Source organism: Streptomyces phaeoluteigriseus (assembly GCF_001896135.2).
GTDB classification, from domain to species: Bacteria; Actinomycetota; Actinomycetes; order Streptomycetales; family Streptomycetaceae; genus Streptomyces; species Streptomyces phaeoluteigriseus.
Genome location: NZ_MPOH02000015.1, coordinates 654,460 through 670,108, shown reverse-complemented (window position 1 = coordinate 670,108; position 15,649 = coordinate 654,460). Strand labels below are relative to the sequence as shown.

Here is a 15,649-nt window from a genome sequence, read left to right as displayed (position 1 = left end):
CGGGCAATTGAAGGGGTCGGCACGACACGCGGAAATGCCGATCGAATACCTGCGAAAGGCGTACGGAACCGCCCGTTCGTGTGATGGGGCAGAACCCAAACGCGTGTCGTGGTCCTGTGACAGAAGTGTGACCGAGGTGATCCACATCTCCCGTCCGGGGTTCCCGGAACGGCGGGTCCGGCCTAGCGTTACGGGTATGGCACCGATTCCCACTCCGCCTGCGGAGCCCCAGGACAGTCCGGACGGATATGTCGGCCTCGAGAACGACCGGGCCGAGCGGCTCGCCCGTGAGCGGGGATGGTCGACGGTGCGCTCGCTGGCACCCGGGACGATCATCACCATGGAGTACCGGGTGGGGCGGCTGAACTTCGAGGTGCGCGAGGGCCGGGTGACGCGGGCCTGGAAGGGCTGAGGCGCGCGGGGCCGGGTCTGTGCGTACCGGTGGCCCCGCGCGAAGCGGGTCAGCCGCCGCTCAAGGGGCGGGCGGCCGGGGTGTTCGGGCCGTGCGGGGTGTTCGGGCCGTGCGCAAGCCGGTCCGCGTGCGGCGGGCGGCGGCTGCCGACCGGGGTGACGGGGGCACGGTCCGAGCGGGCCGTGTGCGGGCCGGGGGACGACAGCGGCACCGGTCGCCGGCCGGCCGGGGCGCGCTGCTTGAGCGGCACGGCCACCGGGACCGGGGTCGGCGCGGGCGCCGTACCCGTGCGGCGGGCGCGCCAGCGGTCGCGCAGCGTGAAGATCCAGGCCTCGGTGCGGGCGATCAGCGGCTCGCACCAGGGCAGTGCCAGCAGGATCAGCAGACCGGCGGCCCAGCCGAGGACCACGTCGCTCAGCCAGTGCGTACCGAGGTAGACCGTGGCGAGACCGACGCCGAGCGAGGTCACCGCGGAGAGGGCCGACAGCCAGCGGCGGGCTCGCGGGGTGGAGGCCAGATACGCCAGGATGCCCCAGGTCACGACCGCGTTGGCGGTGTGGCCGCTGGGAAATATATCGCCGCCCAGACCCATCTCGTTCGAGCCGATGGTGGTGGCGTAGTGAGGGCCGAGACGGCCCATGCCGATCTTGGCGGCGCCGACCGTGATGTTCAGCAGCAGCAGCGACGCACCGAGCGTGAGCAGCGGCCGCAGGGTGTGCTGGCGCCAGGATCTCCAGCCGAGCCAGGCGCAGATCATGACGGCGGTGGGGCCGCGCTGGCCGAGGACCACGTAGTAGTCGACGAACCAGTGGATTTCGGACCACTGCTGGTACGGCCGGAAGAACATGACCTGCCAGTCGAGGCGGACCAGCCACGAGGTGATCACCACGAGCCACACGATGGCCAGGTAGAAGGCCAGGGTCGCCGAGAACAGCGCGACCCGGTGCCTGCTCATCCGCGGCACGTCGATGTGGGCCGGCCGTTCCGGCTCACGGTCCAGCCTTGCGAACACCCGGTCCAGACGGGTGAGGTTTTGTTCGGTACGCACCCAATCGACGTTACAGCGGGTGAGTGCAGTTCCCCGCCGAATCCACGGCTTTGTGATGACGATGTGATGTGGGATTGCTCTCAGAAGGGCGCTTATTCCACCGGAATCCGCAATCCCCGAACGCTGTTCCGTTCAATTCCTTTGATCATTCCGGAGGGCAGTTTTAGCTGACTTTTGAATGCGTTCACCGAATGCATGGCCGCCATTCCCCGTCCGCTCACCCGGCCGCCCGGAGTGGTCAGGGCGGACCCGAGCCGTTCAGCCACCACGCGCCGTACAGCGCCGACGCCACCGCGACACCGCCCACGACCAGCGCCGATCGCCAGGGCCGCAGCCGGGCGAGGGCCAGGGCGAGGGGGAACAGCGCGGGGAAGGCGGGCAGCAGCAGCCGCGGCTTCGAGCCGAAGTAGCTCGACGCGCACAGCGCCAGGGCGAGGACGGTTCCCGTGTACACCAGCAGGGGGAGCGGTTGGCGCCCGCGCACCCCGGCGACGTACAGCCGGATCAGCAGGGCGACGCCGATGATCAGGGCCAGGCCGGCGAGGGCCGACGGAATTGACGTGAACTTGTCCATGATGAAGCGGGCGAAGGCGTAACCGCCGTCGAAACCGTTGCGCCAGCCTGCCTGGACGTCGAGATAGCCGAGAGGGCCCTTCCCGGTGCGGTGGCCGACCCAGAGGACGTAGCCTGCCGCGCCCAGGGGCGCGAGGAGGAGACCGAGGGCACGTGAGGCGACGTGAGCGCCCCCCGCGTCCGCCGTGCTCCGCTCGCGCCCGAACGAGACCACGCCCGCCACCCACACCGCGGCCACCACGGCGAGTCCCACCGGGCGGGTCAGGCCGGCCAGTGACGCCAGCAGACCGGCGACCACCCAGCGCCCGGTGAGGACCGCGTACAGCGACCAGGCGGCCAACGCGGTGAACAGCGACTCGCTGTACGCCATCGACTGCACGATGCCGACCGGCAGCACCGCCCACAGCAGGACCGCGCACACTCCCGCCCGGCGCCCGTACAGGCGGTCGGCGACCGCGAAGATCCCCCAGGCCGCGGCGAGCGAGGCGAAGAGGGAGACGGCGAAACCGGCGTCGGCGTACGACAGCGGGGTCACCGCCGCCCCCAGGCGCTCCAGCCACGGCAGCAGCGGGAAGAAGGCCAGGTCGGAGTGGACGTCACCGTTCGGCAGACGCACCTCGTAGCCGTAACCCAGCTCGGCGACCCGGCCGTACCACAGGGAATCCCAGCGGGCCGTCAACAAGGTGTACGCGCTCTTGTCCCGCGCGGCGCTCCACGCGGCGAGGGCCAGCAGCCCCAGGACGCGCACGGCCGCGTACCCCAGGAGGGCGGGGGCCGCCCGGCGCAGGGTCGCTGGGCGGGGTGGCGCCGCGCGGGTCTCGAGATCGGTCACGGAGCGATTATCGGCGGGGCCCGGAAGCGGAGGGTGCGCCGGGGTGCGACGGGCCGTGAGGGGAGTGGCGTACGCCACATGGTTGTCCATGGGCTGTGAGAGGTCCGCCACGTGGACGACGCGCGAACTCGCGTACGCTGCGTGTCACTCGTCGTTCGCTGCGCGGGCCGGAGACCACCGCTTCTCTCCGGCCGAGCCCCGGGGAGTCCCCACCCCGCGAGCCCGCCGAACCCGAGGAAACTCTGGGAGGTACGTTCATGTCCGGGACGACCACGGCCGCCGTTCGGCTGCGCCGTCGGGCGGCCGGGGCCGGTGCCAACCGCTGGGTCGTACTGGTGGTGCTGTGCGTCAGCCTGCTCCTGGTCGCCGTCGACGCGACCGTGCTGCACGTGGCGGTGCCCGCCGTCACCGAGGACCTCCGGCCCGGCGGCATCGAGCTGCTCTGGATCGTCGACACCTATCCCCTGGTCTGCGCCTCGCTGCTGATCCTCTTCGGCACGCTCGGCGACCGGGTCGGCCGCAGAAGGGTCCTGCTGCTCGGTTACATGCTGTTCGGCGTGGCCTCCGCGATGGCGGCGTTCGCCGGCACCGCCGAGGTGCTCATCGTCGCGCGGGCGCTGCTCGGTGTCGGCGGCGCGATGATCATGCCCGCCACGCTGTCGATCCTGCGCCAGGTCTTCCCCGACCGGCGGGAGAGGGCGCTCGCGATCGGCGTCTGGAGTGCGGTGGCCGCGGTCGGCGCCGCGGTCGGCCCGCTGCTCGGCGGCTTCCTGCTGGAGCACTTCTGGTGGGGCTCGGTCTTCCTCGTCAACATCCCCCTGATGCTGGTCAGCCTGCCGGTGGGGCGGCTGCTGCTGCCCGAGTCGAAGGGCTCGGGCGAGGGGCCGTGGGACGTCATGGGCGCGCTGATGGCCGCCGCCGGCCTGTTCGGCGCCGTCCTGGGCGTGAAGCGGCTGGGCGGTGGCGAACTGGGTCCGTTCACCCTGGTGCCGCTGGCGGTGGGCGCGCTGCTGATCGTGTTGTTCGTACGGCGTCAGCGACGGCGCCGGCATCCCCTGGTGGACCTGCGGATGTTCGCGCGGCCCGCGTTCAGTACGGCGGTGGGGTGCATCGTGCTGGCGATGCTGGCGCTGGTCGGTCTGGAACTGATCGCGGCGCAGTACCTCCAGCTGGTGCTGGACCTGTCCCCGCTGGAGACGGGCCTGCGACTGCTGCCGCTGACCTTCGCGGCGATGGCCGCCGGGCTCGCCGGGGCGCGGCTGCTGCGGCGCTTCGGGCCACGGCGGACGGTGTGCGCCGGGTTCTGCCTCACGGCCGCCGCGGTCGTCATGCTCACCTCGATGGGCGGGACGGACAACGCGGGGCTGCTGCTGGCCGGGTTCCTGTTGCTGGGGTTCGGGCTGGAGACGACGCTGTTCGGGGCGTACGAGTCGATGCTGAGCGAGGCTCCGCCGGAGCAGGCGGGCGGGGCGGCGGCGATCGGGGAGACGTCGTACCAGCTGGGCGCCGGGATCGGGATCGCGCTGCTGGGCAGTGTGATGAACGCGGCCTACGCGCCGGGGCTGTCGTCGGTGCCGGGGGTGCCGGCCGAGGCGTCGGCCGCGGCGGGGAACTCGCTGGGCGAGGCCTACCAGGTCGCCGGGCGGCTCGGGGGGCCGGCCGGGGAGGTCCTGCGGCAGACGGCGCGGGACTGTTTCGTGCACGGACTGCATGTGACGCTGATGGTGAGCGCGGGGCTGCTGCTGCTCGGCGCGGTGATGGCGCTGCGCCTGCCGCGGGAGATGCAGTGCGAGGCGGCTGCGGTGGAGCTGCCGTCGCCGCGCGAAGCCGTGCCGTCGCGCGTATCGGCCTGACGGCCGGCCGACTCCCGCCCCGGCACCGCGCGTGACCGCCGCGGGGTTCGGCGTCGTCGGCGGCTCTGCGCGCTTGTCGAGGAGTGGAGGGCTGGACGGAGGAGTGGGGCGTGGCGGGGGTGGGGCGTGGGTGGGGGCTGGACGGGGTTCGCCGGGCGTCGTAACGTCGGGGGAGTCGCGTGACTAGCGGTGCTAGTTTTCTGGTTTCGGAGGGAATCATGTCGTCGTCCCCGGGGTCCGTGCTGCCTCCGTTCGATCCGTCCGACCCCCTGGGGATCGACGATCTCCTGAGTGACGAGGACCTCGCCGTGCGGGACACGGTGCGCGGCTGGGCCGCGACCGGGTGCTGCCGTACGTCGCCGAGTGGTACGAGAAGGGCGAGCTGCCGGGGATCCGGGAGCTGGCGCGGGAGCTGGGCGGGATCGGAGCGCTCGGCATGTCCCTCACGGGATACGGCTGCGCCGGGGCCAGTGCGGTGCAGTACGGGCTGGCCTGTCTGGAGCTGGAGGCCGCCGACTCCGGGATCCGCTCCCTCGTCTCCGTCCAGGGCTCCCTCGCGATGTACGCCATCCACCGGTTCGGCAGCGAGGAGCAGAAGCAGACCTGGCTGCCGCGCATGGCCGCCGGCGAGGTCATCGGCTGCTTCGGCCTGACCGAGCCCGACCACGGCTCCGATCCGGCCGGCATGCGGACCCGGGCCAAGAAGGACGGCTCGGACTGGGTCCTCGACGGACGCAAGATGTGGATCACCAACGGGTCCGTCGCGGGCGTCGCCGTGGTGTGGGCCCGGACGGAGGACGGCATCAGGGGCTTCGTCGTGCCCACCGACGCCCCCGGGTTCTCCGCGCCCGAGATCAAGCACAAGTGGTCCCTGCGGGCCAGTGTCACCAGCGAACTCGTGCTGGACGGCGTACGGCTGCCCGCCGACGCCGTGCTGCCGGAGGTCGTCGGCCTCAAGGGTCCGCTCAGCTGTCTGTCGCACGCCCGGTACGGGATCGTCTGGGGCGCGATGGGGGCGGCACGGGCCTGCTTCGAGACCGCCGTCGACTACGCGAAGTCACGTGAGCAGTTCGGGCGGCCGATCGGTGGCTTCCAGCTCACCCAGGCCAAACTCGCCGACATGGCGGTGGAACTGCACAAGGGGATTCTGCTCGCCCACCACCTGGGGCGGCGCATGGACGCCGGCCGCCTGCGTCCCGAGCAGGTCAGTTTCGGCAAGCTCAACAACGTGCGGGAGGCGATCGAGATCTGCCGTACGGCGCGGACGATCCTCGGGGCCAACGGGATCTCCCTCGAATACCCCGTCATGCGGCACGCGACCAACCTGGAGTCGGTGCTGACCTACGAGGGCACCGTCGAGATGCACCAGCTCGTGCTGGGCAAGGCGCTCACCGGACTCGACGCCTTCCGCTGACCCCGGGAGGGGGCAGGGCCGGCGAGCGGCCCTGCCTCAGCTCTGGTTGAAGAAGCCGTCCGCGCGGTGCGCGGCCGGGTCCCCGCTGACGATCTCGGTGTTGGCGGGGCTGAGCAGGAACACGCGGGTCGAGACCCGCTCGATGGAACCACGCAGGCCGAAGATCAGCCCGGCCGCGAAGTCGACGACGCGCTTGGCGTCGCCGGCCTCCATGGCGGTGAGGTTCATGATGACCGGGACGCCGTCACGGAACAGTTCGCCGATCGCCCGTGCGTCCCGGAAGCTGTCCGGGGTCACGGTGCCGATCCGGCGGCCCTTCTGCTCGGCCGCGTCGTTGGCGACCTTGACCCGCGGGTCGGTCACCCAGGCGTCCCCGGAGTCGGTCCCCTCGGAATAGTCGTCGTCGTAGTAACGCTCGTCATCGTTGTTGTCGTCGACGAGGCCAAGCCAGGCACTTGCCTTGCGTACCGATCCCATGGACGCCTCCTCTCACAGCGGTCATTCTTGCTTTCCGCATTCCCCATGGTCGTCCATGATGCGGATGTCGCGCCAAGTGGTTAGACGCCGCGCGGGGGGTTTGTGACGGTACTGGTGCACAGTCGATCCGTCGAGAGTCCATGTGCCCCAAGGGTCGAGACCTACACGGCTGCTGACTGTGAGTGAAATATGATTGTTCGCGGCGTACGGGTGAGCGGTGGTGCGGACGGGTGAACGGGCGAGCCATTCCCGCGTGACAATCGGTCGATACGATGCGGCAGCCCATGGCGGTGTCGACGCCGCTCGATGTCGTGGGCATCAACGGAAAATCACGGGGGATCAGACATGTTCGGGATAGTGAGGCCGTGCCGGCACCGGCTCGGCGAAGGGCTCAAGACCCAGTGGATGGCGCACCTGTGCGGGCTCTGCCTCGCCCTGCGGCGCGACCACGGCCAGTTCGCGCGGATCGTCACCAACTACGACGGCCTGCTCGTCTCGGTCCTGACGGAGGCTCAGGCCGAGCGGGCCGACGGATGGCGGCGTACGGCCGGACCCTGTCCGCTGCGCGGTATGCGCTCCGCGTCCGTCGCCCAGGGTGAGGGGGCCCGTCTCGCGGCGGCCGTCTCGCTGGTGCTGGCCGCCGCCAAGGTGCGTGACCATGTCGCCGACGGCGACGGGCTGCTGGCCCGCCGTCCGGTCGCCCTGGCCGCGCGTCGCGTGGCCACGAGCTGGGGGCGGGCCGGTGCGCGCGGCGGGTCCGCCGTCGGATTCGACACGGCGGTCCTGGTGGACGCCGTGGACCGGCAGGTCGGCATCGAGGGCCTCGCCGGGCCCGGCACGCCGCTGCTGACCGTCACCGAGCCGACCGAGACGGCCACCGCCGCGGCCTTCGCGCACACCGCGATCCTGGCGGGCCGGCCCGGCAACGCCCAGCCGCTCGCCGAGGCCGGCCGTCTCTTCGGCCGGCTCGCTCATCTCCTCGACGCGGTGGAGGACCGGGAGACCGACGCCGCCTCGGGCGCCTGGAACCCGCTCACGGCCACCGGGACCTCCCTCGTGGAGGCCCGGCGCTCGCCGACGACGCCGTGCACGGCATTCGCCTGGCGCTGCGCGACGCCGAGTTCACGGACGCCCGGCTCGCCCATGTGCTGCTCGTGCACGAGCTGCGCACCTCGGTGGACCGGGCCTTCGGCACCGTCTCGTGCGGACATGCGCAGACGGTGGAGCAGCACGGGCCGGACCTGTACGGGCCGCCGCCGGGCAACCCGTACGCCCCGTCCGGTCCCGGCAGTCCACCGCCGCCCCCGCAGCCACCGCACCGTGACCGGCGCGGCCTCCTCACCGGGTGCCTGGTGTGGGCCGGCCTCGCCTGTACGTGCCAGATGTGCTGCGGCACGTACGAGGACCCGTGGACCCGGGAACCCAAGGAGGGTCTGTGCCAGCGCTGCGAATGCGATGACTGCTGCGAGGGCTGTGACTGTTGCGGGAAGTGCTGCGACGGCTGCTGTTGCGACGGCTGCGGCTGCGACTGCTAGGGCCTGTCGTTCGGATCAGGTCGCAGGAAGTCGACGGCGCTGTGCAGTGCCGGTGGGCGGGTCCGGTGCGTGCGGCCGCAAGGCGGAGGAGGGTGTCGACGCGGAGCGTCGGCAACCGACGACGACGCGGAAGATGCGCGTGCCGGACCCCGCGTCTGCGGCGTGAGCCAAACGACAGGCTCTGGTCCGGCCCTTCTCCGGTCGGTCCCTCCCGGTCCGGCCCCTGACCGTCCTCAGTCCTTCAGTTCGGGCGGGGAGATCCGCGACTTCTCGATCGCCGAGCCCGTCGTGCCCCACTTCTCGAGGATCCTGGCGTAGGTGCCGTCGGCGATGAGTCTGTCGACGGCCGCCCGGAAGGCGGGGGCCAGCTTCGTGCCCTTCTCGAAGGCGAAGCCGACGTCGAGACGGCGGAACTCGTTGAGGAACTTCAGGCCGTCCTGCTGGGCGACGGCGTAGCGCAGTCCGTTGATGGTGGACATCACGACGTCGCTGCGGCCCTGCTGGACCGACGACCAGACCGCGCCCTGCTCGCTGTACGTCTGTACCTTGTACGCCTTCTTCCCGGCGTCCGCGCAGACGTGCTTGTTGTCCTCCAGGGTGGCCTCGAACGTGGTGCCCGCGCCGGTGGCGATGTTCAGGCCGCACAGTTGCCTCAGGTCGGTCACCTTCGTGAGCTTGCTGTCCTCGCGGGTGGCGAAGCCCTGGCCGTCGTTGATGTAGGTGACGAAGTCGATGGTCCGCAGGCGCTCGGTGGTGACGCCGAAGTTGCCGATGCCGACGTCGTACTTGCCGCTGCCGAGCGCGGGCAGGATCGCCTCGAAGCTCGCCTTCTGGGTGCGCAGTTCGAGCCCCAGCACCTTGGCGACGGCCTGGGCGAAGTCGATGTCCTGGCCGGCCAGGGTCCTGCCGTCGTCCAGGTAGCTGGTGCCCGGTGGGGTGCCGCCGACGGTCACGGCGACGGTCACGCCGCTCACCCCGGGGGGCAGCAGCGCCGCGGCCTTCACATCCTTGGGGATGGCGGACACGACGTCCTCGGTGGGGATCGCGCCGGACTCGGCGGCGGCCTGGGCCGTGCCGCCGGACCTACTGCCGTCCGAACCGGAGCCGCAGGCGGTGAGCAGCAGGGTCACCGACGTGATCAGGGCAAAGGGGGCGAAAATGCGCCTGTGTGAGCGCGTGGACGTACGCATCGTGTGCGGTCTCCAAGACAGCGGAAAGGGAGGAGGGAGGCGCGGGCCGAGGGGAGGGGGCGCGGGTGAAGGCAGAGCTGGGGGAGGGGAGAACGCGAAAAGGGGTGCCCTGGAACCAGGGCACGCAGGGGGTCAGCTCAACAGGAAGAGGACCACACTCGACCGAAGTCGATGTGGGAGCGCGTGACCAGCCACTGCTGTGGATGCATGGGCCAAGTGGAACAGGCATCCGGTGGTGCGTCAACTGGCTTGAGATGTACGGCTCACAGTGTGGACGACCTTGACAGCGGGGGGAAACGCCGCCGTACTCTCGGTGGACGGCCTCGCTGAGGGGCTCGGCCGTACGGCGCCGCGCGGCGCATCGGTGTGAAGGCACCCACCCGTGTTCGACTCGAAGTCACGGAGCCTTCGCATGTCTTCCGACACCCTCGCCAAAGCCTCCGCCGCACCGGACGTGCCGGAGCACGCGGACGCCCTGCGGATCGTCCCGCACCGCCGTCTCGGACAGTGGACGGCCGCAGCCGCCGTCCTGGTCCTGCTCGGCCTCGCCGTCAACTCCGTCCTGCGCAACGAGGCGTTCCGCTGGGACCTCGTCGCGGACTACTTCACCTCCGACTCCGTGTTGCGCGGACTGTGGCTCACGCTCTGGCTGACGGCGGTGGTGATGGTGCTCGGCTTCGCCCTCGGCACGCTGCTCGCCGCGGGCCGGCTGTCCGCCAACCCCGTTCTGCGTTCGGTCAGTTGGGGATACGTCTGGCTGTTCCGGTCGATCCCGATCCTGGTGCAGCTGCTGCTGTGGTTCAACATCGGGGCGCTGTACCCGCAGCTGTTCGGGGTGAGGACGGTGAACCTGTTCACCCCCGTCGCCGTCGCGATCATCGGACTCACCCTGCACGAGGCCGCCTACGCGGCCGAGGTGGTGCGTGGCGGGATCCTCTCCGTCGACCGCGGGCAGATCGAGGCCGCGCAGGCGCTCGGGCTCAGCCGGTGGCGCCGCTGGTGGCGGATCGTGCTGCCGCAGGCCATGCGCTCCATCGTGCCGCCGGCCGGGAACATGCTGATCGGCACCCTCAAGGGCACCTCCATCGTCAGCGTCATCGCCGTCCAGGACCTGCTGTTCTCGGTACAGCTCGTCTACCACCGCACCTACCAGGTGATCCCGCTGCTGATGGTGGCCACCGTCTGGTACACGGTCGTCACCTCGCTGCTCGGCGTCGGCCAGCACTACGTGGAGAAGTACTACGCGCGCGGTTCGGAGCGCGCCCGATGAGACACTCCCTGGTGATCGTCGGGGCCGGACCGCGGGGGACCGGTCTCATCGAGCGGATCGCCGCCAACGCACCTGAGCTGTACGGCGGTCCGGGCCTCGACATCCATCTCGTCGACCCCCATCCGCCGGGCGCCGGACGCGTCTGGCGGGCCGCGCAGTCACCGCTGCTGTGGATGAACTCGCACGCCGAGGACGTCACCATGTTCACCGACGACACGGTGGACATGGCCGGACCCGTCCGCGAGGGGCCCACCCTGCACGAGTGGGCCGGCATCGACGGCCGTACCTTCGCCGACCGGCAGCTCCAGGGCGGCTATCTGCGCTGGGTGCACGAGCGGGCGGTGGCCGCGCTGCCCCCGTCCGTCACGGTCCACCACCACCCGTGCCGCGCCCTGCGGGTCGGCGGACCGCGCGCGGGCCGCCAGCAGGTGTGGCTGGAGGACCACCCCCGGCCGCTCCCGGCCGACCTCGTCGTCCTCGCCCTCGGCCATCTCGACGCGGAACCCGACCACGAGCAGCGGGCGTTGACGGCGTACGCGGTCGAGCACGGGCTGGTGCACCTCCCGCCGGACTTCACCGCCGACAGCGACCTGTCCGCGCTGCGGCCCGGCGAACCCGTCCTGGTCCGCGGCTTCGGCCTCGCCTTCGTCGACCTGATGGTGCTGCTCACCGAGGGCCGCGGCGGACGCTACGAGGGCGACACCTACGTCCCCTCGGGGCGGGAACCGGTGCTGCACGTCGGCTCGCGGCGCGGAGTGCCGTACCACGCGAAGATCGGGTACGACTGGAGCGGGGAACGGCCGCCGTTGCCGAGGTTCCTCGGCTCCGCCGAGACCGCGGAACTGCTCGCCAGGCCCCAGGGGTTCGACTTCCGGCGGGACGTGTGGCCGCTCGTCGAGAAGGAGCTGGGGTTCGCCCACTACCACCGGCTGTTCGCCGCCCACCCCGAGCGCACGGCGATCGCCTGGACCGACTTCGAGGAGAAGTACGCCGCCGCCGGGGACGCCGCCGAGCGGGAGACCCTCGTGGCGTCCGCCGTGCCCGATCCGGGCGACCGGCTCGACCTGGCCGCACTCGACCGGCCGCTGGACGGGGTGCGGTACGGGTCCTCCGAGGAGTTCCAGGAAGGGCTGCGGGCGTACGTCGAGGCCGATCTGAGCCGCCGTCATGATCCACGCCACAGTCCCGACCTGGCCGTCTTCCTCGGGCTGCTGTCCGTCTACGGGCAACTCGTGCGGCTCGGGGACACCGGGTCCTGGTGGCACGGCTTCTTCAGCCACCTGGCCTCCGGTCCGCCCGGCCCCCGGCTGCGGCAACTGCTCGCGCTGTCCCGGGCGGGGGTGCTGAACTTCGTCGGCGCCGACATGGCCGTACGGGCCGAGGACGGCGTGTTCCGGGCGTCGAGTCCCACCGTGCCCGGGTGCACGGTCGAGGCTCGGGCGCTGGTCGAGGCCCGGCTGCCCGGGCCGACGGTCCGGCGCGCCCGGGACCCGCTGCTGCGCGCACTGCACCAGGAGGGCGTCGCCGAGACCCCGGACGGGCTGCTGCGGGTGGACCGTGTCGACGGGCGGATCCTGGACCGGAACGGTGAGCCGCATCCCCGGCGCTTCGCGCTCGGGCCGCACACCGACGGGCGGACGCCGGGCGCGTTCACCCGGCCGCGCACGGGCGGGCCCGCGTTCCGGCAGAACGACGCCACCGCGCGGGCCGCCCTGGTCTTCCTGCGCGACCTGGGCTGTTCCGCCGTCGGCTGACCCACGCGCCCGTCAACCCACCCTCACACGAAGGATTCACGCCATGAGTGTCATGGTCGACATCAGGTCGGTCCACAAGAGCTTCGGCTCGCTGGAGGTCCTCAAGGGCATCGACCTGTCGGTGCGCGCCGGAGAGGTCACCGTCGTCCTCGGCCCCTCCGGCTCCGGCAAGTCGACGCTGCTGCGCACCATCAACCACCTGGAGAAGGTGGACCGGGGCGCGATCACCGTGGACGGCGTGCTCGTCGGCTACCGGCGGTCCGGCAACCGGCTGTACGAGCTGCCCGAGCGGGAGGTGCTGCGCCGGCGCACCCGGATCGGGTTCGTCTTCCAGAACTTCAACCTGTTCCCGCACCTCACCGTCCTCGACAACGTCATCGAGGCACCGGTGTCCGCGCTGAAGCGGCCGCGCGGGGAGGCGGTGGAGGCGGCGCGCCGGCTGCTCGAGCGGGTCGGGCTCGCCGACAGGGCCGACGCCTACCCGAGGCAGCTGTCCGGCGGTCAGCAGCAGCGGGTCGCCATCGCGCGGGCGCTCGCGCTGGAACCCGGGCTGCTGCTGTTCGACGAGCCGACGTCCGCGCTCGACCCGGAGCTGGTGGGCGAAGTCCTCGACGTGATCCGCGACCTGGCGCTCCAGGGCAGGACGATGATCGTCGTCACGCACGAGATCGGCTTCGCACGCGAGGTCGCCGACACGGTCGTGTTCATGGACGACGGCCGGATCGTCGAGCAGGGGCCGCCGACGGAGGTGCTGGAGCGGCCGAGGGAGGAGCGGACGCGGCTGTTCCTCTCCAAGGTGCTGTGAGGCGGGGTCCGGTGGGCCGCGGCTTCGCGTGCCGGGGGAGGCGGGTGTGGCGATGACGGCATCGTCCGTGCGGGGGCTGCCGCATCTGGCGGCCGCCGTCGATCTGCCGGGGGTGTACGACGTCGGTGCCCACGTCGAGCTGATCCGGCTCGCCGAGCGTGGCGGGCTCGACTTCGTCACCCTGGACGACCGCCCCGCGGGACCCGGACCGGGTCTCGACGCGGTGGCCGTGCTGTCGCGGGCGGCGCCCGCCACGCACCGCGTCGGCCTGGTGCCCAGGGTCACCGGCCCGCACACCGGTTCCGTCGACGTCGAGTCCGCGGTCGCCGCCCTGGACCGGGTCGGCCGGGGGCGGGCCGGCCGGCGGATCGACGTGTCGGGCGGCGAGACGCCTCTTCACGCCGTGCCTTCCCCGCAGTGGCACCCCGTGCGCGTGGCCGACGCCATCGACGGACCCGCCCGCCGTACCGCCGCCCGGTACGCCGACGTCGTCCTGGCGCCGGTGACGAGCCGTGCGCAGGCCCGGTCGGTGCGCGAGCAACTGCGGTCCGAGGCGGCCGGGTTCGGCCGGGCGCCCGATTCCCCGCGGGTGCTGGCGGCGCTGCTGATCGACCTCGGCGACGGCGAGCACGCCGCCGATCCCGGTCACGGCGGGGGCGGGCCCCGTCCGAGCGCACGGGGCCCGCTCTACCGGGGCGGTCCCGTCGACCTCGCCGACCTGATCGCCTCCTGGCACCGGGAGGGTGCCGTCGACGGCTTCCACCTCACCCCGGTCGAACCGCGCCGGGATCTGGAGCGGCTGGTCAACGGCACGGTGGCGCTTCTCCAGCACCGGGGTCTGTTCCGCACCTTCTATCCGGGCAGCACCCTGCGGGAGCACCTGGGCCTGGCCCGGCCGGTCGGGCAGGTCGCGGGAGGACCGGTGTGAGGTTCCGGGGGGACCGGTGTGAGGTTCCGGAGGGGCGACTTCCGGACATCCCGGGGCTCGGGTGGCCGAAGGTGCGGGGGTGAGGTGCGAGGCCCCCGGTTCCGGGGTGCCGACGACACGCGCACGGCTCGTCCTGGTCCGTACCGGGTGCTTCTCGCCGTACGGCATACCGCTTCCCCGGCGAGGCGTCGGTGCCCGGCCCGCACAGGTGGTGCAAAGTTTGACGGCCGAAAGGTGCCCTTGTGTCGACCGGCCGTTCGGCCGAATACTCCCTCTCAGCGCTTGTCAGGAGCATGGCGTGTCCGGAACCCGGACACCTGTGTCTCCCGACTGCGCCTCACGGGCCCCGACCCCACGCGGGCCCCCCGAATTCCCCTGGGAGGGAACGAAACGTGAGGATCAAGCGCACCACCGCCACCAGCGGCATCACGAGACGCACCCGGCTGATCGCCGTCTCCACCGGCCTCGTGGCCGCCGCCGCCATCGCCATCCCCCACGCGAGCGCCGCGGACACCACCCCCTTCAGCGCCGCGGAACTCAGGAGCGCCGGCAACTCGGTGCTCAAGGCCGACGTCCCGGGCACGGCCTGGGCGGTCGACAGCAAGACCAACCGGCTCGTCGTCACCGTCGACAGCACGGTGTCGCAGGCCGAGATCGCGAAGATCAAGAAGGAGGCCGGCGGTGACGCCGACGCCCTGACGATCAAGCGGACCGAGGGCAAGTTCCAGAAGTACATCCAAGGTGGCGACGCCATCTATGCGAGTAGCTGGCGCTGCTCCCTCGGCTTCAACGTCCGTGACAGCGCGGGCAACTACTACTTCCTGACCGCCGGTCACTGCACCGACGGCGCCGGCACGTGGTGGTCCAACTCGGCCCACACCACGACGCTCGGCACCACGTCGGGCTCGAGCTTCCCGACGAACGACTACGGCATCGTCCGGTACACCAACACCTCGGTCGCCAAGGCGGGCACCGCCGGCGGTGTGGACATCACCCGCGCGGCCAACCCGACCGTGGGCACCACCGTCTACCGTGACGGTTCGACCACCGGCACCCACAGCGGACGGGTCACCGCGCTCAACGCGACCGTCAACTACGGTGGCGGCGACGTCGTCTACGGCATGATCCAGACCAACGTCTGTGCCGAGGGCGGCGACTCCGGCGGCTCGCTCTACGGCAGCAACGGCGTGGCCTACGGTCTGACCTCCGGCGGCAGCGGCAACTGCAGCACCGGCGGCACGACGTTCTTCCAGCCCGTGGTGGAGGCGCTGAACGCGTACGGCGTCAGCGTGTTCTAGCCCTTTCCGTCCCGCAGGAGCCCCCGCACGCGATCGGCGTGCGGGGGCTCTCGCGTGCCCGCCCCGCCGTCCCTGTGACCCTCGTGGCGTTTGCAGAGCGAACTATCGGCGAATGCTTCCGTGTTGACTGCCGGGGTGGTGAAGGTGCGGAGGGCGCGCGGTGCTCACCCTGTGCGCGTCCTCCGTTCGACCTTGTGTGCGCCCTGTGCGGTTCGGAAGAGTGAACGCCCGTCAACCCAGCCTTCCGGGCCGCGACGGCC

11 protein-coding genes and 2 pseudogenes are annotated in these 15,649 nt (G+C 71.6%); 9 read left to right on the top strand and 4 right to left on the bottom strand.

The features are described from left to right. Window positions 1–196 precede the first annotated feature (196 nt). A complete protein-coding gene (locus BM536_RS20925) occupies window positions 197–412 on the top strand; it encodes an I78 family peptidase inhibitor (protein WP_073497842.1) in 216 nt (71 codons plus the stop codon). Between the two features lie 49 nt (window positions 413–461). On the opposite strand, the gene BM536_RS20920 is transcribed toward BM536_RS20925, so the two are convergent. Further along, the gene (locus BM536_RS20920) at window positions 462–1,460 is read right to left on the bottom strand and encodes a phosphatase PAP2 family protein (protein ID WP_094103325.1); all 999 of its coding nucleotides are present in this window, start codon (window positions 1,458–1,460) and stop codon (window positions 462–464) included. 238 nt (window positions 1,461–1,698) lie between these two features. Next, a complete protein-coding gene (locus tag BM536_RS20915) occupies window positions 1,699–2,865 on the bottom strand; it encodes a glycosyltransferase family 39 protein (RefSeq protein ID WP_073499982.1) in 1,167 nt (388 codons plus the stop codon). A gap of 257 nt (window positions 2,866–3,122) precedes the next feature. Here BM536_RS20915 and BM536_RS20910 point away from each other — a divergent pair, with 257 nt between their 5' ends. Together BM536_RS20910 and BM536_RS20905 are read left to right on the top strand one after the other, a co-directional pair. Continuing rightward, complete coding sequence (locus BM536_RS20910) at window positions 3,123–4,718, top strand: MFS transporter (RefSeq protein WP_094103324.1); 1,596 nt, start codon at window positions 3,123–3,125, stop codon at window positions 4,716–4,718. Window positions 4,719–4,936: 218 nt separating this feature from the next. Then, window positions 4,937–6,132, top strand: a pseudogene (locus BM536_RS20905) (acyl-CoA dehydrogenase family protein). A gap of 36 nt (window positions 6,133–6,168) precedes the next feature. On the opposite strand, the gene BM536_RS20900 reads toward BM536_RS20905, so the two are convergent. After that, complete coding sequence (locus BM536_RS20900; RefSeq protein ID WP_073494593.1) at window positions 6,169–6,609, bottom strand: cell division protein SepF; 441 nt, start codon at window positions 6,607–6,609, stop codon at window positions 6,169–6,171. A gap of 345 nt (window positions 6,610–6,954) precedes the next feature. Between BM536_RS20900 and BM536_RS43035 the strand changes: the two are divergent. Next, a pseudogene (locus BM536_RS43035) lies at window positions 6,955–8,144 on the top strand (DUF5685 family protein). 233 nt (window positions 8,145–8,377) lie between these two features. Here the strand turns inward: BM536_RS43035 and BM536_RS20890 are convergent. Then, on the bottom strand, window positions 8,378–9,334 hold the full coding sequence (locus BM536_RS20890; RefSeq protein ID WP_073494589.1) for an ABC transporter substrate-binding protein: 957 nt from the start codon (window positions 9,332–9,334) through the stop codon (window positions 8,378–8,380). Window positions 9,335–9,746: 412 nt separating this feature from the next. On the opposite strand from BM536_RS20890, the gene BM536_RS20885 reads away from it, so the two are divergent. The 5 genes from BM536_RS20885 to BM536_RS20865 all read left to right on the top strand — a co-directional run bounded on the left by BM536_RS20885 (window position 9,747) and on the right by BM536_RS20865 (window position 15,389). After that, a complete protein-coding gene (locus BM536_RS20885) occupies window positions 9,747–10,604 on the top strand; it encodes an amino acid ABC transporter permease (RefSeq protein WP_073494587.1) in 858 nt (285 codons plus the stop codon). After that, a complete protein-coding gene (locus BM536_RS20880; RefSeq protein WP_094103323.1) occupies window positions 10,601–12,358 on the top strand; it encodes an FAD/NAD(P)-binding protein in 1,758 nt (585 codons plus the stop codon). Before BM536_RS20885 ends, BM536_RS20880 begins: the two co-directional genes overlap by 4 nt. 43 nt (window positions 12,359–12,401) lie before the next feature. Further along, window positions 12,402–13,163 carry an amino acid ABC transporter ATP-binding protein gene (locus tag BM536_RS20875; RefSeq protein WP_094103322.1) on the top strand — a complete coding sequence of 254 codons (762 nt, stop codon included), beginning with the start codon at window positions 12,402–12,404 and terminating at the stop codon, window positions 13,161–13,163. Window positions 13,164–13,215: 52 nt separating this feature from the next. After that, a complete protein-coding gene (locus BM536_RS20870) occupies window positions 13,216–14,091 on the top strand; it encodes an LLM class flavin-dependent oxidoreductase (RefSeq protein WP_094103505.1) in 876 nt (291 codons plus the stop codon). A 392-nt stretch (window positions 14,092–14,483) separates the two neighbouring features. Beyond that, window positions 14,484–15,389, top strand: a complete 906-nt coding sequence (locus tag BM536_RS20865; protein WP_073494585.1) for a S1 family peptidase — start codon at window positions 14,484–14,486, stop codon at window positions 15,387–15,389. The last annotated feature ends 260 nt before the right edge of the window (window positions 15,390–15,649 follow it).